The organism is Marinobacter sp. NFXS9 (assembly GCF_040148665.1).
GTDB lineage: Bacteria > Pseudomonadota > Gammaproteobacteria > Pseudomonadales > Oleiphilaceae > Marinobacter_A > Marinobacter_A mangrovi.
This window is the reverse complement of the sequence record NZ_JAGDDW010000005.1, coordinates 61,744-87,814: the sequence shown is the minus strand read 5'-3', so window position 1 is coordinate 87,814 and position 26,071 is coordinate 61,744. Positions and strand designations below refer to the sequence as shown.

Sequence of the window (26,071 nt, the reverse complement as noted above, 5' to 3'; positions counted from 1 at the left end):
CGTGCAGTGAATGCAGGCCGGAGCGTGAATCCGGCCTGCCGTTCAGTTCTTGCGGCGCAGACGAAACACGCTTTCAGAGCCGTTGTTCAGGCCTTTGCGTTTGGCGAAGGGATGGTCCTTTTCCAGTGGGTTGGTCAGTATGCGGTCGATCTCGAATTCATCGCCGAACAGGGCATGCACTTCGTCGTTACTCACGTTGAACGGCGGGCCTTTCATCTCGCCCGGATCGTAATCCAGAGTAATCAGCAGGATGGCCGCCTGATCCGGCAGGATGGCCTCCAGGTGATCGGCGTAATCCCGGCGCATCTCGGGCGGCAGGGCGATCAGCGCCGCCCGGTCATAGACCAGGCGCACATGGCGGACATCGTCGGGCACCAGCTGGAAAAAGTCGCCGCACCAGAGTTCCAGCTCATCGTCGTGGATATACCGGGTGAAGGGCTGGCCGGGCAACACCCGCGCCTTGGCTTCGGCCTCCTCGAAGAAGTCCTTGCAGGCAATGGCGCTGAGTTCGATACCCATCACCGGATGACCCCGGTCGTGCAGCCACCACAAATCTTTTGACTTGCCGCACAGGGGCACGAGAACCGTCTCGTTACCGTGGTGGACCATCTCGGGCCAGTGCTCGTGAAGATAGCGGTTGACCGTTCCCTCGTGGAAACCGATTTCCTGGTTTTTCCAGCGGGCGTGCCAGAATTCGTGCTCCATCGGCGAACCTCCTGCCTGTTATTTGCCAAACAGTATGGACCGGGATGGCGTCCGGTGTCAGTGGGTACCTGAACATACAGATCAACGGCATGGTCATACGTTCCTGTCATGGACTCGTCTGTCGTCTTTGTCATGATGGAGGACGTGAAGCCGACCTGGCGAGCGTGTAATCTGTTGGCAATACTGACATTTGCCGCCAAGGACACCTGCTTATGAAAGCCGTTTTCCTCGATGCCGCCACCCTGGGTCATGATGTCGATCTCGCCCCGATCCGCGAGGCCGTCGACGAGCTGGTCCAATACGAGCAGACCACACCGGACCAGGTCGAAGAGCGGATCGCCGGTTTCGATACCGTGATCACCAACAAGGTGGTGCTGGGCGAAACCCATTTTGACGCCCACCCGGACATCCGCCACATCGTGGTGACGGCCACCGGCACCAACAACATCGATCTGGAGGCGGCGAAGGCTCGCGGCATCAAAGTGGTGAATGCCATCCGCTACGGTCGCGCGTCCGTTGCCCAGCACACCATGACCCTGATCCTGGCCCTGGCCACCCGGCTGATCGACTACCACCAGGACGTGGGCGCAGGGTGCTGGGAGCAAAGCAGCCAGTTCTGCCTGATGGACCACCCCATCATGGAGCTGGAGGGCAAGACGCTGGGCATCGTTGGCTACGGCGATCTGGGCCAGGGCCTGGCCGAGCTGGCGAAGGCTTTCGGCATGAACATCCTGCTGGCCGCCCGGCCGGGGCAGGAGGCCGGCGAAGTGGACGGCATACCGCGCATTCCTCTAGACGAGCTGCTGCCACGGGTGGATGTCCTGTCGCTGCATTGTCTGCTGACGGACGACACGCGCAACCTGATCGACGCCGACGCCCTGTCGAAAATGCAGAAGCACGCCTTGCTGATCAACACCAGCCGCGGCGGCCTGGTGGACGAAAAGGCCCTCGCCGACGCCCTGCGCAAGGGGCGCATCGGCGGTGCCGGATTCGACGTACTGACCGAGGAACCGCCAGCGAATGGCAACGTCCTGCTGTCACCGGATATTCCCAACCTGATCGTCACACCGCACTGTGCCTGGGCCAGCAAGGAAGCCCGGCAGCGGATGGTGCAACTGACGGCGCAGAATCTGAAAGGGATCAGCAACGGCACCCAGTCTCGCTGGGTGGTGTGAAACGGATCGGGATGCGGCCCCGTCAAAGACCGCTGGGTGATTTTTGCGCAAAATTTGCATTCAAACGCTAGACTTGGCAACACAGGACAGTATCGTATCGGTATCTCAGACGGGCCATCCTTTAACACCGGATCTGTTACGCTGCCCGTTGAATGATGCGGTCAGGCCTTCGGTGCTGACGGACCACCACAGGAGAAACGCGTGTGAAGCGGATGATTTGGCCATTACTGGGTTGCCTGGTCGCACCCTTCGTCCAGGCTGCTGGCGATCAGGTCCAAATGCGGACGCAAGTGGATACGGACTACACGCTCAGCGAATTCACCGGGTCACGCAGTCACACTCTTTATTTGCCGCAGCAGTCCGGTGGCGATCTGGTCTGGCGGGAACGGAATACCAGCGGCGGTGTCTATATCGGGCCCCGGGTGGGAGCCTCGCACATGGCAGATCACGATGTAGACGATGCGACTCTCAGTTCAGCTCTCGGTGTCGAGGCGGGCTATCTGCAATCCCTGGCGCCTCTGGATCCACAGCTGAAAACGCTTCAGTTTGGCCTTTACTTCCGTCAGATTTACTCGAACCTCCACAATCAACGGTCCATCAGCGCCGGCTCGGTTGGGCAGGATGTCGATGGTGACGGTCAGTCCGAACTGGGCCTGCAATTCCTCTGGCAGCCTGAATAGGACTGCCTCCAATCCTGGGTCATTGCGGCGTTACTGGTGATGATCCGGGGTTGCGCCCCGGCGACGAGACTCTACGCCGGTAACCTACCCCCCCACTTTTGTCCTGCCGGAATGACGCGGGTCTTGTGCGTCGTCCCATACACTGACTCCCTGGCGCACTCCGGGACGATAACGCCTGGCTTTGCGCTCCCATGACAATAACAAGACCGGTGTGTCCGGGCCTGCCCGCCACACCACGGCGACTGTTGTGCCGGGGATGGTGCAAGACCTCCACTTGAGCCGTTCCGCGTTCGCGCATCTGGGCGCCGGCTATTGGTGGAGTCGACCATGCGTATCGCAAGCATCCGTTTTATCTGTGTTCTGCTTTTTCTCTTCAGCGTGCTTACCCAGCCTGCATGGGCGGTGGAGCGTGGCACATTGCACATCTGGATCAACAACGACAAGGGCTTCAATGGGCTGGCCGAAGTGGGTCGGCGGTTCGAGGCCGATACCGGCGTTCCCGTTGTCGTGGAGACTCCGGCCGACCTGACCAGCCAGTTCGATCACGCCGGCTACACCCGCGAGGCGCCGGACATCATCATCTGGCCCCACGACCGGTTCGGGTCCTGGATCAACGAAGGCCTTCTGGAAGCGGTCGAACCGTCCGCGCCCGTGAAGGAGGCCCTGGCTCCGTTTGCCTGGCATGCGGTCACCGTGGGCGACAAGGTCTACGGCTACCCGATCGCGACGGAAGTGGTCAGCCTCATCTACAACAAGGCGCTGGTCAGCCAGCCGCCCCGTACCCTGGATGACGTGGCCGCGCTGGATAGCGCGCTGCGTAAGAAGGGCAAGCGGGCGATCGCCTGGGATTACAAGAACGTCTATTTTTCCTGGCCGATCATCGCCGGTGCCGGCGGCTTCAGCTTTGGCAAGACCGACGGCAACTACGACCTGGCCAAGGTGGGCGTGGACCAGCCGGGCGCCATCGCCGCGGTTGACAAGATCCGGGCGCTGCTGCGCCAGGGCGTCATCCGGGAGGACGACGACTATGGCCGCATGATGACGGGCTTCAAGGCCGGCGATACCGCCATGATCATTAACGGCCCCTGGGCCTGGAGCGAGCTGCGCGAAGCCGGCATCGACATTGGTATCGCCGATGTGCCGGGTATCGATGTCAAACATCCGGGCAAGCCCTTCGTGGGCGTGTTGGCCGCCGGCATCAGTGCCGCCTCGCCGAACGCGGAACTCGCCCAACGGTTTATCGAACATTACCTGCTCACCATGGACGGGCTGACAGCCGTCAATGACGACAAGCCCCTGGGCGCTGTTACGCATCTGGCGATGGAGCAGACCCTGGCCCAGGATCCGTTCATTCGCCACACCTTCGAGTCCGCCAGTACCGGTGAAATGATGCCCAACGTGCCGGAGATGAAACGATTCTGGGATCTGCTGACCCGCCGTTTCGCAGACATGATGGCCGGCGAGAAGCCCATACGTCCCACTCTCAACCATGCTGGCGACCTGCTGCGACGCCTTGATTCGATGCGCGGCTGGAACCGTCGCCACTATCTGGTTCAGTCATCTGCTCGTGGTCACGAGAAGGAGTAATCGTCATGCGTCTGTCTGCTGCTTCAGCACCGCGCGGTCTCCGCACGCTGTCTATTCGGGCCAAAGTCATTGTGTTGTTTGCGCTGCTGACCGCCATTGCGGTGGGCGCGTCGGCGTTGGTGATCCAGCGCATCGGGACCATCGGCCAAAGCGTCGACCGCCAGCAGGCCAGCATCACCCGACAGCTGGAAGCCACCCGCCACCAGGGCGAGTTGATTCGCCAGCAGCGGGAGCTGGCGCAGCGCGCCCAGGGCGTCAATGAAGCGCAGCGCCAGCTCGAAGCGCTGCAGTACTGGTATTCCCATGCCGCGTTGACCGCCGACCAGGAATCCCTGGACAACGCACACGCGGCGGACAAGGCCTTTGTGGCCGAGCTGGACAGTCTGGTGGCGGATAATCCGGATCTCGGCAAGACCGTCGAGTCGATGAAGAAAACCCTCAAGGAATACCGCATGCTCGGCGAGAAGATGTTCAACTTCTTCGAGAAGTCGATGATGCTGATGGGGCGCTCGATGGGGGAGGCGGCCCGGGAGCGGGCGGTCACCCTGACCAAACAACTGGATGGCATCCGCGAGGATTACCGGCAGCAGGAGCAGGCGCTCGGCGACGGCGTGCTGGGCGCCGGCGACGACGTAGAGGCGGCCAGCGGTGCCGTGGCGGATTCGGTGACGGCCATCCGCGGTGACATCGACCAGGCCACCACAGTCAGTCTCGGCATGATGGTCGCGATGGCGGGTTTTGCGGTGCTGTTCGGCGGCATCTTCCTGTGCTCGGTCCTGAAGCCGATCCGTGCCCTGGGGCGGCGTATCGATCACATCCAGACCCACAACGACCTGACGGCCAGTCTCGATTATCGCCGCAATGACGAGTTGCAAGTGATCAGTCAGGCCTTCGACGGCATGCTGGCCCGCTTCCGCGAGTTGATCCGCCAGTTGGGACTGTCCACCTCCGAACTGGGCGAGGTTGCGACGACGGGGCGTGAGGGCAGCCAGGCCCTGGCCACCCAAGTGGACCAGCAGTTACAGGAAACCAGCCTGGTGGCCACCGCCACCAATCAGATGACGGCAGCCGCCGAAGGCATCCAGCAGAGTACCGGCGATGCGGCGCGCCTGGCGGAGGCCGTCAGCGAACTGACCCGACAGGGCGGCACGGCGGCCGAAGAGTCTGTACAGGCGATGGAATCGCTGACCGGCCGCATCGACACGGCCAGCGGTGTGATCCATCAACTGGCCGAGCGCAGTGAATCCATTGGCACCGTGCTGGATGTGATCCGGGGCATCGCCGAGCAGACCAATCTGCTGGCTTTGAACGCCGCCATCGAAGCCGCTCGCGCGGGCGAATCCGGCCGGGGCTTTGCCGTGGTGGCCGACGAAGTGCGCGGGCTGGCCAGTCGCACGGGGGATTCCACCGTGGAAATCCAGAGCCTGGTGGAAAACCTCCAGACCGACGCCCAGCGCGCCGTGGCGGAAATCCGGGAAAGCCTCGAAGAGAGTCGGGTCACCGTCGACCGCATCCGGCACTGCCGCAGTAGCCTGACCGACATCGAATCCAAGGCCGGTCAGATGCAGGACCTGAACCAGCAGGTGGCCCAGGCCACCGCCGAACAGAGCGACGCCATCCAGAGCATCGACCGCAACCTCACCAACCTGGCGCGCCAGATTGAAGCGATTAACGGGCACGCGTCGGATACTGGCTCAAGGACCGAAAGGCTGGCGTCAATGGGGGATGAGTTGCAGGCAGCAGTGTCGCAGTTCAGGTATTGAAAATATGGAGTAGGTCGACTCCCCCTCTCCCATGGGGGCGAGGGGAGCTTATGCGCCTAACTCGGGGATGACCTCCCTCTCCCCTGGCGGGAGAGGGTTGGGGAGAGGGGGGAGAATCCGATGAATCAGGTACGGCTGGTCACTTCCAGCAGGTGATAGCCGAACTGCGTCTTGATCGGCCCCTGAACCGTATTCACTTCACCGTTAAAGACCGCCTTGTCGAACTCCGGTACCATCTGGCCCGGGCCGAAGGAGCCCAGATCGCCGCCGTTGCGGCCGGATGGGCAGTTGGAGTGGGCGCGGGCGATTTCGGCGAAATCGGCGCCGTCTTCAATCTGCTTTTTCAGATCGTTGCACTGGGCTTCGGTGTCGACGAGGATGTGGCGTGCAGTTGCTTGTGCCATGATGAGGTACCTTTTCTCGATCGTTGCTGGTTGAACCGGGAATGCTGCCGCGCCATCGCGCCAGTGGCAAGCGGTTTGTGAACCAATAACGTGGATTGGCTGTCTAGCAACCTGATAAATCGCCCATTTCCCGGAATCAACGCCGAAGGACCCGGATCACCCGAGCATGACGTTTTACTCGAGATCACACCGTTTGCTGGCGGCCCTGGCGCTGATCGGCCTGCTGTCCGGCTGCTCTGTGTTCCAGCAGCGGGACGAAATGGCCCGCTTCAACAGCGCCTACGACCGCGGCGACTACGGGTTGGCGGCCAGCGTCATGGCGGTCAGTGACAAGAGCGATTCCGAAAGCAAGCACGTGTTGCAGTACCTCCATCGCGGCGAAGCGCTCAGGCTTGAGGGAGACTACCAGCCATCCATCGACGCGTTCGACCGGGCTGAAGCCGGCATGAAGTACCTGGACACCGAAGGTTTTGCGTCGGCCGCCTCGGAAAATGTGATGTCGGTGCTGGTAAACGATTCGACCCGCGACTACCGTGCGCTCATGTCCGAAGCCATCCTTGTGAACACCTACAAGGCACTCTCCTTCCTGGCCCTGGGCAACGACGACTACGCCCGCGTGGAATTCAACCGGGCCGACGATCGCACCCGCCGGGCGGTGGATTTCTTCTCCGAGGAGATCGCCGAGCAGAAACGCGCCCTACAGAACGACCCGGCCAACGCCCGCACCGTCCAGCGCAGCATCGACAGCGGCAGCATGCGCTCGGTTATCCAGAGCAACTACGGCGATCCCTCCGCCTGGAGCGTCTACCCCGACTACATCGTGCCGGCCAGCACCTATCTTTACGGGCTCTACTTCCTTGCGAACGGCGGCTCCGACGTCCAGCGCGCGGTGACGTCCTTGCAGCGGGTCTCGGATATGGCGCCGGGCAATGCGACGGTGAAGGCGGATGCGGATCTGGCCGAGGGCCTGGCATTGGGCAAGCTGTCGCGGCAGGACCAGCCGGACCGTGTCTGGGTGGTTTATGAGAACGGCCTGGGGCCGGTACTGGAGGAAGTCCGGTTCGACGTGCCGCTGTTCTATTCCTATCACGGCGATGCGCAGGTCATCCTCACCGGCATAGCGCTGCCGCGCTACCGGGACCGGACGGCCGTCAGCGGACACCTGAGCGCCAACGCGCAGACGACCACGGATTTTGCCCAGATGGGCAAGGTGATTCGTACCGAGATGCAGGAGCGGTTTCCCAGTGTCCTGACCCGCGCCATCTCGGCGGCGGTGGTGAAAGGGCTGATCCAGCACAAGGCCACGGAGTCGTTTGGTGCCGCGGGTCAGCTCGGGTCGATTATCTATACCCTGGCCACCACCCAGGCGGACCTGCGGGGCTGGCAGGCAATGCCCGACCACTGGGAGGTCGCACGGCTGGAACGTCCGGCGGACGGACGTGTCGAACTGACGGACACCTTGCGAGGGGATCTGGGAACGGTGAGTGTCCCGGATCAACCCTATACCCTGATCTACGTGAAACGGCCTACCGCGGAAGCGCCGGCTACAGTAATGTTACTGGACCTGCAGGGAAAACGGCCGGGCGAATGCCTGCAACTGAGCGGCGGCGGTACGCCGGCCCGTCCCTGTACATCCTGACTGGAGGATCTCATGACACGAGTGAAAGCCCTGATCGGCATCATCTGCCTGTCGTTTTTAGTGGCGGCCTGCGCTCCGGTGCAGCCGAAACGGGAATACGTCCAGCGGGACGACCTGAAGGTGGACCCGGAGATTCGCCAGTCGGTCCAGGTCCAGGAGTTGCTGGATAAGCGGGTCAGTCTGCCCAGTGGCGGCAGTCTGCTGCGCATCCAGTTCTCGGTCCAGGCCTATCAGGACACCGATATGGAATGGGCGGTCACCTGGTTCGACGAGGATGGCATGGTGGTGCCGGGCGTCGGCGAAGGTTACCGTCCGGTCCGCATCCTGCGGGACCAGACCCGCTTCTTTACCGCGACGGCTCCACAGGAAAAGGCCGTCAGCTACCAGTTGCACCTGCGTGAGGACAGAGCACCATGATGTTGAATGGAACCAAAAGCCTGATGGTGGCCGCCGTGGCCTCGTTGATGTTGTCGGCCTGCGCCACGCACACCCGCTATGTGGATCCGGCCGCGGATGATGGTCCTGTCGCGATGACACTGGATTATCGGGACTTCGAGCGGGCCGCCGACAACGCGGTGCAGGATCTGCTGTCCAGCGGCGCTGTGGATAACCCCTCCGGTGAGCGGTACATCATGGCGGTCAGCCGCATCACCAACGACACCATGCAGCGCATCGACACCGACCAGCTCACCAAGAAAATCCGCGTGGCCCTGCTGCGCTCCGGCAAAGTGGTGACCACCACAGCGGTAGGCGTCGACGGCGCCGAGGACCAGATGAGCCAGCAGGCCCGGGAGCTGCGCAACAACGACGAGTTCGACCAGTCCGGCGTGCAGCAGAAAGGCACCCTGAAAGCGCCGGATCTGAGCCTTTCGGGCAAGATCATCCAGCGCAACCACAAGGTTGAAGATGAGCAGCAGGTGGAATACTACTTCCAGCTCAGCCTGACCGACCTCAAGAGCGGCCTGGCCATATGGGAAAACGAAACGCCGATCATCAAGCGTGGTCCCAACGACACCGTCGCCTGGTAATCGGCGATGTCTCAGGCGGTCTCGAGCGTAAAGCCCTGCCGGGGCAGGTGAATATTCACCGTCCCCACGCGGGGGTGGTCGTGGGCGACGATCCAGCCGTGGCCGTCGTCCGCCACGAGGGTACCGGTGACCGGAATGCGGCCGTAATCGTCCGGGGTGATGGTGACAGCCTGGCCAATGGCGGCATTGGCCTGTGATTCCGGCAGGGCGCGGGGCTGGCTCTTGTAGGCCTCGCGAATGGCGGTTTCGGCGCTGATCGCCTCCTCGGTGCCGTGCCCGAAGGCGCGCATACGATCCATCCAGGCCCGGACGCGGGGTGCGTCTTTCAGCACCGGTTTACCCGCCAGGTCAACCACGAACCAGAGCCCATGATACGCCGAAAAGTCGGCCACGCATGGTGTATCGCCAAACAGAAAATCGTGGGTTAAACGCTGCTCAAGATCGGTGACATGCTCTGCCACCCGCTGCTTGGCCTGTTTCGGGTTCATCGCCCGCACCCGGGATTGCTTGCCCATGGCAATACGGTCCTTCAGGAAGCGGTAGGTGTGCAGGATGGATGTACTGCGCACCAGCTTGAACAGCAAGCCACCACCGCTGGCAGAAATCACGCAGGCGAGAAAAACTTCCAGGTCCACCACCCGGACGAAGTCCTGAACCTCGGCCGGATTGTTGTCCAGCGCCAGCTCCGGCTTGCCGGCCAGGCGGGCGATTTCGCGGGTAATGGTGCGGGTATCGCAGAACACATCGGCGCCGATCTGGGCCACCGGAATCTTGCGGTAGCCGGAGGCCAGCGGTTCCAGCTCCGGTCGCGGGGGCATCTCCTGCACAGTGACGGATTGCCATTTCAAACCTGCGTAGCCCAGCATGCCCCGGATCTTCTCCGAGAAAGGGGACAGGGCATAGTGATGGAGGATCAGGTCAGACATGGTGTGCTCCGGGGAGGTCGTTTGGGTCGATGACATTACACAGGACCAACGTCGGAATCATCCGTTCCCGGGACGGTTTGCCCCGATTTTTGAACGATTCGCCGTTTTTGGCCTCCATTCCCATACGCGGCTATAACGATCGGCGATGACCGGTCGTTCGAACCCATCGGCACACTTGTTACAGTGACGCACATCCACGGACTCAATGAACTCAACAGAGAGGACGCCTATGTACATCGCCATGAACCGTTTCCGCATTGCCCCGGGCAAAGAGGACGAATTCATCGAAATCTGGCGCAACCGGGAAACCCATCTCGACGAGGCGCCCGGTTTCAAGAGTTTCAATCTGCTGCAGGGGCCAAGCCACGAGGATCACACCCTGTTTTCCTCCCACAGCGTCTGGGAATCGGAGGAGGCCTTCGTCAACTGGACCAAGTCCGAGGCCTTCCGCAAAGCGCACGCCAATGCGAAGCCGGCCAAGGACATCTATCTGGGGCCGCCGCAGTTCGAGGGTTTCAAGTCCGTGCTGTAGCCACGTTTGGATTAACCGCCAAGGCTCATCGTTGGGCGCATCCGGCCAGCTCTTCCCGGGTGTGCTCGACTTTCGTGTCGAGCGCGACCTAGGGAATTTCCCGAGCCATCGCAAGAGCGGCTTCGCCACCGTTGTTCGCCAGCCCTTCTTTCACACCTTCCCGGTTCCGCTCCGGCTGGTTCTGACTGGCCTTGGTTTTCCCTTCCAGGCGATCGATGGTGATCTCCAGCCCCACAATCGCGCCCATCATTTTCTCGAGGTAATCCGCCGGGGCATCGCGCACGGACCAGGGTTCCGGGCGACCCTGTTCGTGGAGGTCGGTGAGGTGGTTCAGGTGTGTCCACAGCCAGTCGCGGTCCTGGATAGGCGTGGCCTGCCCGTACGCATGCACCACCTGGTAGTTCCACGTGGGAACGGCCTTGCCGGTGTCCTGCTTGGTGGGATACCAGTTTGGCGAAATATAGGCGTCCGGCCCCTGGAAAACCACCAGCACGTTCGGTGACTCGACAATCTGCTCCCAGACGGGATTGTTGCGGGCCACATGGCATTGAAGCCTGCCGGACGCATCCAGGTGGAGCGGCATGTGGTTGGCCTCTGGGCCGTCAGGTCCGACGGTCACCAGCGTTCCGAAGCCACGGCTTCGAATAAAGGCCTGTAGACGTTCAAAGTCGGTCTCGGCGAAGTGCTTCGGGGTGTACACGATGGGCTCCCTGACGAATGGCGGTTAGGCGAGTATAGAAAGTCTTCGGCTCTCGGTTAAGGGACAGATGGATGCTTCCAGAACCATGACAGTCAGGCCGGCGCTGCATGCCTGGCCAGCGTCTGCGAGGGCAACTCGCCGAACAGCTGCTTGTAGTCCGCCGAGAACTGGCTGAGATGGTAGAAGCCGTTGTAACCCGCGGCGTCGGACACTGAGTCGGAACCGCCGGTGCTGAGCATCCGCTTGACCCTGTTCAGGCGTGTGACCCGCAGGAACTGGAGTGGGCTAATCCCGAGAATGGACTCGAAACTGTACTGCAGCGTGCGGCGGCTGACGCAGGCCTGTTCGCACAGTTCCGCCATGGTCACCGGCAGGTCGCTGGCCTGTTCCACGTAATCCTTGATGCGTTCGACCACCGCCTTGCGGTGCAGATAACTGGGCGGCACCGCACCGTTCGGGGTTTCCCGTTCGAGGGTTTCCAGCAGGGCCATCATCAGTAGATCCCGGTGGATGCAGCCATCGAGGCGTTCCGGGTTGGACTGCACGATCCGCCCGATCAGGTAGCGCACGTTCGTCAGCGTCTGTTCGGGCAGGCGCAGGCGGGCCACCTGGCGGGCGTCCTCGGTGGAGATGTCGATGCCCTGGGCGGCAGCCGCCGTCATCAGGTCTTTCTCCCGCACGACGATGCCCAGCATATCGAAAGCCGCGGGCGTCACCAGCTCGAACTGGGTACTGCCCGGCCGGCACAGGATGTCGGTCGCCTCCAGGCTCTGGCCGTTGACCCGGCAATCCTCCCAATTGCTCGGAATACCGAACCAGATGGCATCGGGCCAGACCAGGCACTGCTGGCGCAGGGCGTGGCTGCTGTGCTCGTTGTAGACCTGCATGGCGCCCAGATGCAGCTCGTCGATGCGGCCGTAGAAGCGGCCGGGGCTGACCTGGTCGTATTGCTGGTCCCAGTTGGTCAGGTTGTCGGCCTGTTCATGGGCATCGTCGGTAATGGCGGTGCACCGAACCGGTGCGACCTTTCTTGTTTTATGGTGCACGATCACCTCCGGGGCTTCGCTTGCTGGTGTCCCTTAATACAAGTTCGCAGCATTTCAGAGCCTGTATCAGGCTCTACGGCAAGGCGCGCTCCGCCGGGAATGTGGCTCTATTGCCAAGGGGCGCAACGCCGTCGTAGTGCCTGATACAGGCTCCCGAAGGGCGAGCCATACGAAGCCCCTGGCGGTGTTGCGACTCTTGGCAAGGGCTACGGCCATTCCCGGCGAGCCGCGCCTTGCCAGGGACTTCGTACGGCACGCTGAAATGCTGCGAACTTGTATTAAGGGACACAACTAGCATGGTCTTCATTGCTCACCTCCGCCACCGCGCCTTTATGCCTAATGACATGGCACTTTAGTGTCATTTCAACTTTGCCAAATTTCGATAACCCGCCCCGGAGGCCGGGGTTACAGTGAAAAGACAGGCAAGTTCTGTTCCCTGGCTCACGCGAACTGCGGGGAACGCCCACACAGGACAAGGCTATGCAACACACTTATTCCTACACGCTTGGCCCCCGGACCTGGCAGTTCCGGGACCTGGCCGATCTGATGGCCAAGGCCACGCCGGCCCGGTCCGGGGACCGGCTGGCCGGGGTGATGGCCGAATCGGCGGAAGAACGGGTCATCGCCCAGATGTGTCTGTCGGAGGTGCCGCTGAAGACGTTCCTGACGGAGGCACTGGTGCCCTATGAAGACGACGAGATCACCCGGCTGATCCTGGACACCCATGACGCCGACGCCTTCGCACCGGTCAGTCACCTCACCGTGGGCGACTTCCGCAACTGGCTGCTCGGAGATGCCGCCTCCAGCGAGATGCTGACCCGCATCCGTCCGGGCCTGACGCCTGAGATGGTCGCCGCCGTCAGCAAGATCATGCGCAACCAGGACCTCATTCTCGTCGCCCGCAAGTGTCGGGTGGAGACCGCGTTCCGGGACACCATCGGCCTCTCGGGTCATTTATCCACCCGGCTGCAGCCCAACCATCCCACGGACGACATGACCGGGATCGCCGCCAGCATTCTCGACGGTCTGCTCTACGGCAACGGCGATGCGGTCATCGGTATCAATCCCGCCACGGACAATGTGGCCCAGGCCACAAAGCTGATGCGGATGATGGATGAGGTCATCCGGAAATATGAGATTCCCACCCAGTCCTGCGTGCTGACCCACGTGACCAACACGCTGGAGGCCATCGAGCAGGGCGCGCCGGTGGACTTGGTGTTCCAGTCGATCGGCGGCACAGAGGCCACCAACCGCAGCTTCGGGTTCGACCTGTCCACATTGAAGGAAGCGCGTGATGCAGCGTTGGGACTCAAACGCGGCACCGTCGGCCAGAACGTCATGTATTTCGAGACCGGCCAGGGTAGCTCGCTGTCCGCCGATGCCCATCACGGCCTGGACCAGCAGACCTGCGAGGTCCGCGCCTACGCTGTGGCCCGGGCATTCGATCCGCTGCTGGTGAACACGGTGGTGGGGTTCATCGGTCCCGAGTACCTGTTCGACGGCAAGGAAATCATCCGCGCCGGGCTCGAAGACCATTTCTGCGGCAAGTTGATGGGCGTGCCCATGGGCTGCGACATCTGCTACACCAACCACGCCGAAGCCGACCAGAACGACATGGACAACCTGCTGACCCTGCTGGGCGTGGCCGGTTGCACGTTCATCATGGGCATCCCGGGGTCGGACGACATCATGCTCAACTACCAGACCACCTCCTTCCACGACGCACTCTACGCGCGCCGGGCCCTGGACCTGCGTCCGGCGCCGGAATTCGAGGCCTGGCTGGAGACAATGGGCGTGTTCGATGACGTGCGTCGCCACGAACCCAGCGCCGGCGTGCCCGGGCTGTTCGGACCCAGTCTCAAGGGCCTGACCGGTGGAGGTGCCGCATGAGTGATCAACCCAAGCCGCCCGTGATCGACAATCCCTGGCGCGTGCTGCGCCAGTACACCGATGCCCGCATCGGCCTGGGGCGCGCCGGCATCAGCCTGCCCACGTCCGAGATGCTCGAGTTCCAGCTGGCCCACGCCCGGGCCCGGGACGCGGTGCACTTCCCCCTGGACGTGGAACCGCTGCTGGCCGAACTCACCGCGCTGGAGGACAAACACCTCACCGGACTGCCGATGCGTCTGCACAGCCAGTCGGAGGACCGGTTCACCTATCTGCAGCGGCCGGATCTGGGGCGAAAGCTGTCCGAGGCTTCCCGCAACGAGGTGGTGGCTGCGGCCGACGATGCCGGTGAAGCCTTTGATCTGGCGCTGGTGGTGGTCGATGGCCTGTCGTCATCCGCCGTTCAGAACAACGCCGTCCCGTTCCTCCGCGCGTTCCTGGCGGACCTGGAGCGGGAGCCGGTGGATCTCAAGCTGGCGCCGATCACCGTCGTAGAGCAGGGCCGCGTGGCCATCGGGGATGAGATTGGCGGAGCCCTGAATGCCCGGGCGGTGGCGGTCCTGATCGGGGAGCGCCCGGGGCTCAGTTCGCCGGACAGTCTCGGCGTGTACCTCACCTGGAATCCGCGGCCCGGCCTCAACGACGCCGACCGTAACTGCATTTCCAACGTGCGTCCGGCGGGGCTGCGATTTGAGTCCGCCAGCCAGCGCCTCCTCTACCTCGTGCGTGAGGCCTTCCGCCTCAAGCTGTCCGGGGTCGGTCTGAAGGATCGGACCGAAGAGGCGGCGGTGGTCGATGCGTCCTCTGATAACAAGAACTTCCTCACGAACTAAAAAATTAACGCTTCTCGGAGAATGATCATGACAACACCCCATGTAGATGACGATTACCTGGCCAAGCGCCAGCTCAAGAAGGGCTCGGCCGGCTGGATCCTGCTGGCGGGCCTGGGCGTGTCCTATGTGATTTCCGGCGACTTCGCCGGCTGGAACTTCGGTATTGGCGAGGCGGGCTGGGGCGGCTTCGCCATCGCCATGGTGCTGATGGCGGTGATGTACTTTGCGCTGGTGCTGTCACTGGCGGAGATGTCCGCGGCCATTCCCGCGGCCGGCGGCGGCTACAGTTTTGCCCGCCACGCCATGGGCGCGACCGGTGGCTACCTGACCGGCCTGGCCGTGTTGATCGAATACGCCCTGGCACCGGCGGCCATCGTGATCTTTATCGGGGCCGCGGTGGAAGAACTGCTCGGCGTCAACGGGCCGTGGGTCTACGCGCTGTTTTATGCGGTGTTCGTGGGCATTCACCTGGCCGGCGTGGGCGAGGCCCTGAAGGTGATGATGGTGATCAGCGGCCTGGCGGTGTTTGCCATTCTCGCGACAGCCGTCGCGTTGGTAGGGGACTTCGATGCCGCCAACCTGTTCGACATTGCGCCGTCGGCCGCCGCGGGCGCCAGCGATGTGCTGCCGTTCGGCTGGTACGGGGTCTGGGCGGCGCTGCCGTTCGCCATGTGGTTGTTCCTTGCCGTGGAAGGTGTTCCGCTGGCGGCCGAGGAGTCCAAGGATCCGACCCGCGACATGCCCCGCGGCATCATTGGCGCCATGATTTTCCTACTGTTCACGGCGGTTCTGGTGGTCTTCCTGCTGGCCGGGGCGTCCGGGGCCGAGATGATCGGCGCGAGTGGCGTGCCGCTGGTGGATGCGCTGAAGGCGACCGGGCAGGGCACACTGGCGACGGTGATCAACGTGCTGGGCCTGGCGGGTCTGATCGCGTCCTTCTTCTCCATCATCTTCGGCTACAGCCGACTGGTGTTTGCCCTGTCCCGGGCCGGTTACCTGCCCAAGGCCCTGTCGCTGACCAGCCAACGCAAGGCACCGGTCTGGGCGCTGATTGTGCCGGGCGTGTTTGGTTTCCTGGTCTCACTGACCGGTGAAGGCGACCTGATCCTGGGCATGGCCGTGGTCGGCGCCACCATCTCCTACGCGCTCATGGCGGGCAGCCACATCCTGCTGCGCCTGCGTAAGCCGGATCTGGAACGCCCCTACAAGACGCCGGGCGGCATGTTCACCTCCGGCATCGCGCTGGCACTGTCCCTGGTGGCCATGACCGGTGTCTACGCGTTCGACCCGCGCGCCTTCAACTACACCATCGTGCTGTTCGTGATCGGCGCCGTGTACTACTTCGTCTACGGCAAGAACCATCTGGTGGCCAAGACGGCGGAGGAAGAGTTGGCTCTGGTGTTGGATGCCGAGCATGCGCTGGATGAAGAGGACGAGACGAGTCCGGAGGTGCGGGCAGCTCAGGCCTGAAGACGTGTATGAAGTGAAAAAGGCCGGCGGGGAAACCTTCCGGCCTTTCTATTGTTAAAAACCAAGTTGAAAATTGATGTTTCCGAAAGTTCCTGGTTTTGGTGGCTATTTCGTTAAGAATTGTAAAGCTGCCGAGCCTCGCCTTGCGTGCCGTGCCCTTGGCTGATAAAAAGATTAACTTCTGTTCATTAGTGCAGTGAAGGGTACAAGGATTGACCAACTCTTCTACTGAATCTGGCAAACAGGAAAGGTTATTGCCAGCTTCCTTATCGTTTTGCCGCTTTGCGCCGTAGAGTCTGAAAAGTTCCGCGATATGAACTTTCCGGTCTCTCGGGAATACAGTGCTCAGGATTTGCACATCGATATTTCAGGGAATGAATGTGAATAATCTGTTTAAGAATGTCTTTGCCAAAGTTCTCTTTGTATTACTGACTCTGGGGTCTTCTGCGGCTTCGGCAGATTCATTTGACTGCGATGAAAATCACTGCAATTTGTTTGCTCGTGGCACCTATCCAAATCTTGTCGTTGGTGAAGTGGCCGCAGTAGCCAGTGATAAAGAGGCGATTAAGGTTTTTCGGTGGGCGAAATCGCATGGCTATTGGCCGACACTCCCCGATGATGAATCAGCTTTCGTTAAGCTTGTACAGGTCATGTCCATTGCTGTGCCAAATGACGGCGAGACAACTGAGTTGACGCTGTTAATGTCTCGGGAGGAATTTGAGACAAGCGAAATTTACCCCGGTGATTTTGCGCGCTATACATCCCACCTTTTTGACGAACCCATGTCAGCCACATTCGAGAGTAAGACGGCTCGCCTGTACTGGGATTTGTTTGGTTGTATTGCCGTTCTCTGTCGCGCCGATGATAAAGATTGCCCGAATCGATACGCTCCCGGCGTCTACCGAGTCAAGGATGGCATCGGCCTTGATCCAGAAACCGGGAAGCCTTTGACGCCGGTTAGGAAGGTGGACCCCGAAACCTATTTCCCGTTGTAGTCGCAAAATTTGTGAATCGTGCACTGAACGCAGAAAGGACTTTGAATCATGAAATGGATACTTCGCTCTTCTCTCTTGGGGTTGCTCATCGCTCTTCCCCTGTCGAGTTACGGCAATATCGTCGATCAAGCTGAAACGCTGGAATCATCACGGTTTGGTGTCTTCCATGAACCGTTGGTGGCGTTCAATGAACCGAATCCATCTCAGCGCCAGGTGCTGAATCAGGCTGTTGAGCGTTATCGAAAAGGAGGCGACCCCGCTGATATCGAACCACTGGCGTCTTATCTTGCGTTGTCGCCGGATAGCCCGTGGAAAGCTTCCCTGATGTTCAATATGGGTATGGCCAAGGAACAGGCAGGCTACTACTCGGATGCCTTGACGTTGCTGGAGAGCGCCGTTCGCGCTGGCAAGTCTGCGGATCGTCCACGTGAACAAGTGATTGCAGAGCGTGCTCTTGGCGAGCTGCTTGCTCTGCATACGAAATTCGGGCACCGGGATAAGGTTGCTGAGCTTTTGAAGGGGGTCGATCAATCACCTGCATCAGCCTCCATTACCGAGTTGGTGGCCCAGGCCCGCTCCGGGCTTTGGGAAATGGAGAATGTGCCTGAAGCGGTTTTGCGTTGCGGCATCGTCGCACTGGATACGTTTTTGGCGAAACAAGACGGGCGTGATCTTTTCTCCCCCACATTGGACCAGTTCGATGCTGGACCAAGTGGAACGTCACTGGCCCAGCTTCAGTCGATTGCCAAAACCCAAGGTGCGAAAACACGCGCAGTTCACCGTGACCCCGCGGCGACTATCCCAGTGCCCTCCGTAATGCATTTGCGAGTGGGTCACTTCGCTGCGGTCTTGGATGAGAAAAAGGGCCGGTATCAAGTCTTTGACCCTGCCTTCAATAAGCTTCGATGGATGAATAAAGCGGCTTTGGAAGCAGAATCAAGCGGATATTTTCTGATTGAAGATAATTCGAGTGAATGGAAAACAGTTTCTGCCGAAACGGCAGCCCGGATTATGGGGGCAGGCAACACTTCAAGCAGCCAACCCGACCAGTTGACAACGGATGACGTGACCGAGTGTGACGACCCATGTTCCGATAGCAAAGGCATGCCGCGTTATCGCGTTCACTCAATGCTCGTGAGCTTGAACATAATCGATACACCGCTGAGTTATTCGCCGCCCGTCGGCCCACAAATCGGGATGTCTCTCTCCTACATTCAACGCGCGGCTTACCAACCAGCCACTTATACGTTTAGCAATCTGGGGCCAAAGTGGACGTTTAACTGGTTGTCTTATGTACAGGACGATCCGCAAAGCGTAGGTCGCCGTGTTCGTGCCTATTTGCCGGGTGGCGGCAGTCGGGATTATTCCGGTTACAGTTCCGGTTCGGGGGCTTTTGCCAGTGAGCAGCGTACCGGGGCCCAGCTTGTCATGACTTCGGCTTCGCCGGTGACCTATGAGCGTCGCATGCCTGATGGTCGCGTTTATGTCTATGGGTACTCGGACGACAGCACATACTATCCACGAAGAATCTTTCTTACGAAGGTCATTGATGCTCACGGCAATGCCGTTCAACTCGAATATGACGAGCAGCAACGCCTCACAAAGATCACGGATGCACTTGGTAGAAGCAGCGAGCTTCAATACGAGGAGCCTGAGAATCCTTTACTGATCTCTGGTGTCACAGATCCTTTCGGACGCTCCACCGCCTTTGAGTATGACGATAACGGTCGCCTGATCAGCATTACTGATGCCGTTGGGATGACGTCCAGTTTCGCCTACGACGGTACGTTTATTGAAAAGATGGTGACGCCTTACGGGGAAACCCGTTTCAGTTCGGGCCAGAGTGGTACGCGCCGTTGGCTGGTGGTTACCGACCCTGAAGGTCACAAGGAACGGGTTGAATATCGGCATTCTGCCAGCGGTATTCCCTTTAGCGAATCAAAAGTCCCTTCCGGGATCAGTGCTTTCAACCGGTATATAAACAGCCGGAACACGTTCTACTGGGACAAGGAAGCGATGGAGCGGGCGCCGGGGGATTACTCCAAGGCCAGGATTCGTCATTGGTTCCATAAGCGCACCAACACGTCAATGACAATAGGGGTTCAGGAGAGCATCAAGGAACCGCTTGAAAGCCGGGTTTGGTTTAATTACCCCGGACAAAATTGGGAAGGCGCAGAAGGGACTTTCGATAAGCCATCCAAGATTGCTCGCGTGCTTCCGGATGGTTCCACACAGCTAACCCAGAAATCCTACAACGACTATGGAAACCTGACACGTCAGGTTGATCCTGAGGGGCGGGAACTCACCTACGAGTACGCCGAAAATCAGATTGATTTGCTCCGTGTTAAGCGGAAAAGCAGCAACGGTTACATCACGCTGGCCAGCTATACCTATAATGAGCAGCATCAACCTCTTTCCTATACCGATGCCAACTCCAATAAGACTCAGTACACCTACAATGAAGCCGGGCAACTGACGTCGGTAACCAATGCGCTCGGCCAGAAAACGGTGTTTTCATACGATAGTGAAGGCTATCTGCTCAGCGTCACCGATCCGAACAATGTCGTTGTCGCCAAATACTCCCATGACAATGTCGGTCGCGTTCAGTCATATACAGACGCGAATAATTACACATTGAGCTACCAGTATGACGGACTGGATCGCCTCACAAAGGTGACCTATCCCGACGGAACGTCAGAGTCAGTTGAGTGGGATCGCCTGGATCGTCATTCCTACACGGATCGCTATGGCCAGGTGACAACGTATGCGCACGATGCCGTCAGGAACCTAGTCAAGGTGGTCAATCCGTCCGGCCATCAGAATCAGTTTGACTATTTTGCGAATGGCCTTCGTTCAGGCGCGACGGACGGTGAGGGCAACGTCACTGCGTTTACCCGGGACATTCAAGGTCGGCTGACACAGACATTGCGTCCGGATCAGAAAACCCTGAACAGAAGTTACGACTCTAGCGGTCGTTTGGAATCCGAGACGAATGCCGCCGATGGCATCATCCGTTACGGGTATGCGCACGACAATCAGTTGCAAAGTGTTACAGCTCCGAATTCGGCATCGACGACGTATCAATATGATGCGTACACCGGATTGCTGATCGAGCGTCAAAGTCCTGATAGCGGCGAGACAGCCTATAGCTACGACGATGCTGGGAATCTGGTCTCAAAGACAGATGGCGACGGTCTGACGACCACTTACGAATACGACGCCCTAAACCGTATATCGCAGGTTGTCTATGAAGATGGTCAGTCTGTCGAATACATCTACGACACGGCGGTTAACGGCGTTGGTCGTGTTGCCTTGATTAAGGATTCATCGGGGACAACCTATTTTACATATGACCAGGCGGGCAGGGTTGCAGCCCGACGGCATGTTTCCACCGATGGCGTCGAATTATCGATGAGCTATCAGTACACACCATCCGGGAAACTTTCCCGTCTGACTTATCCCTCTGGCGCTGTTGCTGAATACCACTACGACCGCGATCGGCTGGAGAGCGTGTCGGTCGATGGCCAAACGTTGTTGGATGGTGTGGAGTACGCTCCATTCGGGCCCATCAGTGGCTGGGCCTGGGGCAACGGTCTCGCCATGAACAGGGCGTTCGACAACAACGGTCGGATTAGCAACCTGAAAACAGCAACGAATGAGTCCCGTAACTTCGAATACGACGCACTCGGCAACATCGTTTCGATTCTCGGCAATGACGAGCAACACTTTGAGTACGATGCCGAAAACCGGTTGAAGGTGGCGCTGTCGAATGACTTCAGTCTGGGATACGACTACGACGCCAATGGCAATCGCACCTGGGAAACCGTCGACGGCGCCGAGCGTGAACTGACCTACTCGCCGGAAAGTAACGTTCTCAAGACCGTCGGCGGCATCGCCTACAGCTATGATGGCCGCGGAAACACGGTTAACGATGGTGAACATACCTACCAGTACGATGCCCGGAATCGATTGGTCAGCGTGGATGGCGGTGATACTGCAGAGTACGGATACAACGCCATGGGTGCGCGAGCTTTCAAGCGAACCCACGAAACCTATCGCATTAGCGCAGACCTCAACCAGGATGGCAGAAAATCCGTTGCGGATTTGTTGACCCTGCTGGAGTTTATTCATCGCAGAGAGTCGCCGGTCCGAGCCGATCTTAATCAGGATGGCAAGGTGAACCATCGGGACATTTCCTGCATGGCCACGCATCTCACCCACAACTGGTTCCTCGAGCGGTTCCTGCATTGTCGGTTTGGCCAACAGATCGAAAGAGAGGCCAAGACTCGCTTCGTCTATGACGGTGCAAACCTGATGGGGGAATATGACAATCAGGGGAATGCTTCCCAAGAGATCGTTTGGGCAGGTAACAAGCCGGTTGGTCTGCTTGAAGACGGTGAGCTCTACTACGTCAGTTCAAACCAGATTGATGCGCCTGTAGCCATAACGGATCAGTCTGGTGAGCTTTTGTGGCAATGGGAGCCACGTCCGTTTGGGGATAGTTCGCCAAACGAGGACGTCGATGGAGATGGTCGCGATCTTGAATTCAATCTGCGGTTTCCGGGGCAGTATTGGGATAAAGAAAGCGGGCTCAATTACAACTATTACAGGGCGTATGACCCAGCACTTGGACGGTATTCTCAGAGCGATCCAATTGGGCTTGCGGGAGGCATCAATACCTATGGGTATGCCGCTCAAAACCCTCTTGTATACACTGATCCCTCTGGCCAGTTCGTTGTAGTGATTGGTGGGGCAGGTATTGCGGTGGCGGATGTGCTTTGGGCAGGTGCTGGTACTGCCGCGGTACTTTCCATAGCTAATTCCATTAAGAATATTTACTACAATGAAGAAATTTCTGATGAGGACAGCTCTAATGAAAGTTGTCCAAGTAGTGATCCTGATAATTGGGAAAAAATTCCAGGTTCTAACCAAGCATATAGACCCAGAGGGGAAAAAGAACCTATTTTTGAAAAAGATAGGGGAGGCGATAGGTCTCACGGAGGGAGTGCATGGAAGAAGTGGGATAAAGCTAAAGATTGGCAAAAGGGCCGGCAAAGAAATGGTACATATGACGTAAATGGCAAAAGGTTGAGGGATTGAAAATGAATGAGTTGCATCGAAAAGTGCTTGACTTAGATGTCACCTTTAACGATAGAGAACTCATGGCTAGGGTTATTTCACTGTTTCCAAAGCGAGTTGTGGTGAAAAGCGGTTTGGTGCAAGTCAAGGGGAGTTATTTGCCACCTTACAGTGTTTATAGCGAAATAGAAGATGCATTATTTGATTTGCGATCTCAATGTGAGGATTTGGAGAGGCAAGTCTTTCTAGAGCTGCTTGAAATAATGTCATGGGCTATATTTCGAGTTTGGAACAAAAATATTAAGGAAGGCTCGAGCACTCCGCAGGAAGTGCTTGAGCTATATCCGGATTCCGAAGACGTGTTGCGACTTTTTTGGGAGAATTTAAATTGTGAAGAGGGGACTATGCTGCGTAGTCGAGTGAAGCGTTCGCCTGATGAGCAAAGTAATTAATGAAGGCAGTGTGCAGAATTTTGCAATATTAATGCGTTGCTTTTTAGTTTTGTTCAAAGCTTTGCTCCAAAAGGTGGTTTGGGCAGGAGCTGATCAAAGCGTGGATTCAACCAATAACCGCAGCACCGCTCATTGATAGCGCTCCGGAGTATTCGCCCCAAAATACCGCTGCCGGTGTCCGGTAGTCCAGCCGTTTTCTGGGCCGGTTATTCAACTGCCCAACCGCTCGGTTGATGTGCGTTTGAGACCGCTTGGCGAAGTCCGCCCCCTTCGGGTAGTGCTGTCGCAGCAAGCCATTGGTGTTTTCGTTCGTGCCACGTTGGCCCGAGCAGTATGGGGCACAGAAATAGGCCGCCAAACCCAACTCTCTAGCCATCTGTTCGTGTTCCGCAAACTCGCTGACGTTGTCCAGCGTCAGCGTTTTCGCGACACCCCGAGTTGGCTGTAAGAGCCAAATCACGGTGCGCGCTGTCTGGCTGGCCGTAAACGACTTCAGATGGCCGGCGAGCAAGTAACCGCTACGACCGCGACCGGCTGGAGAGCGTGTCGGTCGATGGCCAAACGTTGTTGGATGGTGTGGAGTATGCTCCGTTCGGACCGATTAGTGGCTGGGCCTGGGGCAACGGTCTCTCCATGAACAGGGCATTCGACAACAATGGTCGGATTAGCAACCTGAAAACAGCAACGAATGAGTCCCGTAACTTCGAATACGACGCGCTCGGCAACATCGTTTCGATTCTCGGCAATGACGAGCAACACTTTGAGTACGATGCCGAAAACCGGTTGAAGGTGGCGCTGTCGAATGACTTCAGTCTGGGATACGACTACGACGCCAATGGCAATCGCACCTGGGAAACCGTCGACGGCGCCGAGCGTGAACTGACCTACTCGCCGGAAAGCAACGTTCTCAAGACCGTCGGCGGCATCGCCTACAGCTATGATGGCCGCGGAAACACGGTTAACGATGGTGAACATACCTACCAGTACGATGCCCGGAATCGATTGGTCAGCGTGGACGGCGGAGATACTGCAGAGTATGGATATAACGCCATGGGTGCGCGAGCTTTCAAGCGAACCCAGGAAACCTATCGCATTAGCGCAGACCTCAACCAGGATGGCCGTAAATCCGTTGCGGATTTGTTGACACTGCTGGAGATTATTCATCACAGAGAGTCACCGGTCCGAGCCGACCTTAATCAGGATGGCAAGGTGAACCATCGGGACATTTCCTGCATGGCCACGCATCTCACCCATAACTGGTTCCTTGAGCGGTTCCTGCATTGTCGGTTTGGTCAGCAGGTTGAAATAGAGGCCAAGACTCGCTTCGTCTATGACGGTGCAAACCTGATGGGGGAATACGACGGTCAGGGTGATGTCAAACAAGAAATTATTTGGCTAGGCGAGATTCCTATAGGTCTTCTTGAGAATGGAGAAATCTATTTTGTGGAAACTAACCAAGTTAATGTTCCGTTGGCCATCGTTAATGCTGAAAAGGAAAAAGTGTGGCAGTGGAACCTGCGTCCTTTTGGGGAGGGCGCGATAGATGGCGATCCTGATAATGATGGTGAATTGTTAACTTTTCGGTTAAGGCTGCCAGGTCAGTATTACGATAGAGAGACGCGCACAAATTATAACTATTACCGTAGTTATGATACGAGGGTAGGGCGCTATATACAGGCGGATCCCATTGATTTGCGGGGAGGTCTGAATATCTTTGCATATGCGGCAAATAACCCTCTGCGAAATGTCGATAGTTATGGGCTAGCTTACAGTCCGCTTGGGGAACACGGAATGACTAGGAAGCAGGCGGGCATAGCTGGTGGTGCAAGGTGTTACAGCCAGCAAGAAAGGCGTCAAATTGCGAAAATAATTGCTGGTGGTATTGCGGGGTCACCTGCTGGCCCACCAGGTGTAATGATCGGCATGACAGCAGCCTCTATGTCCAATCTGCTTCCAACGGACAGCGCTGTTCAAGGTGCAACTAAAGATGCAGTTCTGAAGAGTGCTTTAGCGCCCAATGGTACGTCAATGCATGTTGGGGAAGCATTAGGGACGGCGTTGTTATATCAACTTTTGCCAGAAAATGGAGATCCGAAAGGCAAGGCTTCCGTTGCTGGAGCCGCTGTTGGTGGAATTGTGGGTGGTGCTCCGGGATATATAAGCGGTGCTACTTTTCCATGGATAGAAGAAGCTATTTATTACTTGTATGGAACTTCTGAGGATTGCGAATGCGCGACTTAGATACTAAGAAAACGATCGTAGGAATTGTGATCGCAGTTGTCTTGGGAGCTGTTTTGTTTGTGCCCGCAAGATTCATTGTGTCATTTTTTAGAGAGAGCTTGGGAGTGAATTTGACCTTTCTGGACTTGCAGTTGATTTACGTTTTTTTACTTGTGTTGATTTGCAGGCTCGTTTTTAAAAAGATCAGTAGGGGATAACCCTAAGCGTTTAGTATCAAAATATTTGATTTGCAGAAAATTTGAAGCTAAAAATAATGTTGGTGTCGCCGGCCAACCCTACATAGTAAGAACTGGGATGTCGGCGGTTATTGGTTGAATCCACGTTCAAAGCAATGATGAACGTGTTGTTTTTAAAACCAAGAAAGGCAATAGTCCAAGTAACAGCTACATAGCCGTAATACTGTCGTTCAAATAGTGATCTTCAAAAGATGAGCAGCAAACATTTCATGCCAAGTGATAGGCAGCTTAACAGCCTGGTCACCTTTTTTGCATTGTCTACCACCTATCTGCTGGCGGCTATCGCAGGAACATGGTGGCTCGATGGCGACCTGCTGCGCGGCGCAATAGCTATTGCTGTATTGGGTATGTTAGCTCTGAATGCAGGCTTAAAAATAGTCAGAGGAAATGGTAGTTACGTCTGGTTTGCGGGGGCGTTTGTGCTCCCTCTTTTAGCGGGAGTTTTAGGTTTTGCATACGGGTTTCTGAGGTAGCTTGGCTGAGTCGGGGCCCAGGATGTTGTGCCTATGTGCTGCTGGCCCTGATGTCTAGGACCGACGAGGAAGAGTTGGCGCTGGTGCTGGATGCCGAGCATGCGCTGGATGAAGAGGACGAGACGAATCCGGAGGTGCGGGCGGCTCAGGCGTGAAAATGTGTTTGAAATGAAAGAGGCCGGCGGGGGAAACCTGCCGGCCTTTTTGGTTTTCGCAACGA

General features: G+C 58.3%; 21 protein-coding genes and 1 pseudogene. 16 read left to right on the top strand and 6 right to left on the bottom strand.

Annotation, left to right across the window (positions count from 1 at the left end; all coding sequences use genetic code 11):
- Nucleotides 1–42 precede the first annotated feature (42 nt).
- Entirely contained in the window at nt 43–705 is a 663-nt protein-coding gene (gene tmpT, locus J3364_RS09675) for a thiopurine S-methyltransferase (RefSeq protein ID WP_123635864.1), read from the bottom strand.
- A 212-nt stretch (nt 706–917) separates the two neighbouring features.
- On the opposite strand from tmpT, the gene J3364_RS09670 reads away from it, so the two are divergent.
- The 4 genes from J3364_RS09670 (at nt 918) to J3364_RS09655 (ending at nt 5,910) form a co-directional block, all read left to right on the top strand.
- Nucleotides 918–1,880, top strand: a complete 963-nt coding sequence (locus J3364_RS09670) for a D-2-hydroxyacid dehydrogenase (protein ID WP_349558165.1) — start codon at nt 918–920, stop codon at nt 1,878–1,880.
- 203 nt (nt 1,881–2,083) lie between these two features.
- On the top strand, nt 2,084–2,560 hold the full coding sequence (locus tag J3364_RS09665) for a hypothetical protein (protein ID WP_349558164.1): 477 nt from the start codon (nt 2,084–2,086) through the stop codon (nt 2,558–2,560).
- A 327-nt stretch (nt 2,561–2,887) separates the two neighbouring features.
- The gene (malE, locus tag J3364_RS09660) at nt 2,888–4,147 is read left to right on the top strand and encodes a maltose/maltodextrin ABC transporter substrate-binding protein MalE (RefSeq protein ID WP_349558163.1); all 1,260 of its coding nucleotides are present in this window, start codon (nt 2,888–2,890) and stop codon (nt 4,145–4,147) included.
- 5 nt (nt 4,148–4,152) lie between these two features.
- Nucleotides 4,153–5,910, top strand: a complete 1,758-nt coding sequence (locus J3364_RS09655) for a methyl-accepting chemotaxis protein (RefSeq protein WP_349558162.1) — start codon at nt 4,153–4,155, stop codon at nt 5,908–5,910.
- A 125-nt stretch (nt 5,911–6,035) separates the two neighbouring features.
- Here J3364_RS09655 and J3364_RS09650 read toward each other — a convergent pair whose 3' ends face one another.
- Nucleotides 6,036–6,314, bottom strand: a complete 279-nt coding sequence (locus tag J3364_RS09650; protein WP_123635035.1) for a peptidylprolyl isomerase — start codon at nt 6,312–6,314, stop codon at nt 6,036–6,038.
- A 166-nt stretch (nt 6,315–6,480) separates the two neighbouring features.
- On the opposite strand from J3364_RS09650, the gene J3364_RS09645 reads away from it, so the two are divergent.
- From J3364_RS09645 to lpoB, 3 genes are read left to right on the top strand one after another with little or no spacing between them, the layout of a single operon-like run.
- Complete coding sequence (locus J3364_RS09645) at nt 6,481–7,953, top strand: COG3014 family protein (RefSeq protein WP_349558160.1); 1,473 nt, start codon at nt 6,481–6,483, stop codon at nt 7,951–7,953.
- Nucleotides 7,954–7,965: 12 nt separating this feature from the next.
- Nucleotides 7,966–8,370 carry a DUF1425 domain-containing protein gene (locus tag J3364_RS09640; protein ID WP_349558159.1) on the top strand — a complete coding sequence of 135 codons (405 nt, stop codon included), beginning with the start codon at nt 7,966–7,968 and terminating at the stop codon, nt 8,368–8,370.
- A complete protein-coding gene (lpoB, locus tag J3364_RS09635; protein WP_349558158.1) occupies nt 8,367–8,981 on the top strand; it encodes a penicillin-binding protein activator LpoB in 615 nt (204 codons plus the stop codon). The genes J3364_RS09640 and lpoB overlap by 4 nt, the downstream gene beginning before the upstream one ends.
- An 11-nt stretch (nt 8,982–8,992) precedes the next feature.
- Here the strand turns inward: lpoB and J3364_RS09630 are convergent, their stop codons facing one another.
- Nucleotides 8,993–9,907 (bottom strand): glutathione S-transferase family protein, encoded by a 915-nt coding sequence (locus tag J3364_RS09630; protein ID WP_349558157.1) that lies wholly within the window; start codon nt 9,905–9,907, stop codon nt 8,993–8,995.
- 229 nt (nt 9,908–10,136) lie between these two features.
- Between J3364_RS09630 and hmuQ the strand changes: the two genes are divergently transcribed.
- Nucleotides 10,137–10,439 carry a heme-degrading protein HmuQ gene (gene hmuQ / locus J3364_RS09625; RefSeq protein WP_349558156.1) on the top strand — a complete coding sequence of 101 codons (303 nt, stop codon included), beginning with the start codon at nt 10,137–10,139 and terminating at the stop codon, nt 10,437–10,439.
- A gap of 88 nt (nt 10,440–10,527) precedes the next feature.
- On the opposite strand, the gene J3364_RS09620 is transcribed toward hmuQ, so the two are convergent.
- A complete protein-coding gene (locus J3364_RS09620; protein ID WP_349558155.1) occupies nt 10,528–11,139 on the bottom strand; it encodes an FMN-binding negative transcriptional regulator in 612 nt (203 codons plus the stop codon).
- Nucleotides 11,140–11,231: 92 nt separating this feature from the next.
- Nucleotides 11,232–12,185: a helix-turn-helix domain-containing protein gene (locus J3364_RS09615; protein WP_349558154.1), complete on the bottom strand. Its 954-nt coding sequence runs from the start codon at nt 12,183–12,185 to the stop codon at nt 11,232–11,234.
- A gap of 480 nt (nt 12,186–12,665) precedes the next feature.
- Between J3364_RS09615 and J3364_RS09610 the strand changes: the two genes are divergently transcribed.
- The 6 genes from J3364_RS09610 (at nt 12,666) to J3364_RS09585 (ending at nt 22,901) form a co-directional block, all read left to right on the top strand.
- Nucleotides 12,666–14,075: an ethanolamine ammonia-lyase subunit EutB gene (locus J3364_RS09610; RefSeq protein WP_349558152.1), complete on the top strand. Its 1,410-nt coding sequence runs from the start codon at nt 12,666–12,668 to the stop codon at nt 14,073–14,075.
- A complete protein-coding gene (eutC, locus tag J3364_RS09605; protein ID WP_349558151.1) occupies nt 14,072–14,905 on the top strand; it encodes an ethanolamine ammonia-lyase subunit EutC in 834 nt (277 codons plus the stop codon). The genes J3364_RS09610 and eutC overlap by 4 nt, the downstream gene beginning before the upstream one ends.
- Before the next feature lie 27 nt (nt 14,906–14,932).
- Nucleotides 14,933–16,375 (top strand): ethanolamine permease, encoded by a 1,443-nt coding sequence (gene eat / locus J3364_RS09600; RefSeq protein WP_349558150.1) that lies wholly within the window; start codon nt 14,933–14,935, stop codon nt 16,373–16,375.
- A 380-nt stretch (nt 16,376–16,755) separates the two neighbouring features.
- On the top strand, nt 16,756–17,370 hold the full coding sequence (locus J3364_RS09595; RefSeq protein ID WP_349558149.1) for a hypothetical protein: 615 nt from the start codon (nt 16,756–16,758) through the stop codon (nt 17,368–17,370).
- A gap of 48 nt (nt 17,371–17,418) precedes the next feature.
- Complete coding sequence (locus tag J3364_RS09590; protein WP_349558148.1) at nt 17,419–22,470, top strand: RHS repeat-associated core domain-containing protein; 5,052 nt, start codon at nt 17,419–17,421, stop codon at nt 22,468–22,470.
- A 2-nt stretch (nt 22,471–22,472) separates the two neighbouring features.
- Nucleotides 22,473–22,901 (top strand): hypothetical protein, encoded by a 429-nt coding sequence (locus J3364_RS09585; RefSeq protein WP_349558146.1) that lies wholly within the window; start codon nt 22,473–22,475, stop codon nt 22,899–22,901.
- A gap of 106 nt (nt 22,902–23,007) precedes the next feature.
- Here the strand turns inward: J3364_RS09585 and J3364_RS22615 are convergent.
- A pseudogene (locus J3364_RS22615) lies at nt 23,008–23,424 on the bottom strand (IS30 family transposase); the annotation flags it as partial.
- A gap of 110 nt (nt 23,425–23,534) precedes the next feature.
- Here J3364_RS22615 and J3364_RS09580 point away from each other — a divergent pair.
- A complete protein-coding gene (locus tag J3364_RS09580; protein ID WP_349558145.1) occupies nt 23,535–25,142 on the top strand; it encodes an RHS repeat domain-containing protein in 1,608 nt (535 codons plus the stop codon).
- A gap of 427 nt (nt 25,143–25,569) precedes the next feature.
- A complete protein-coding gene (locus tag J3364_RS09575) occupies nt 25,570–25,851 on the top strand; it encodes a hypothetical protein (RefSeq protein ID WP_349558144.1) in 282 nt (93 codons plus the stop codon).
- Nucleotides 25,852–26,071: the final 220 nt, after the last annotated feature.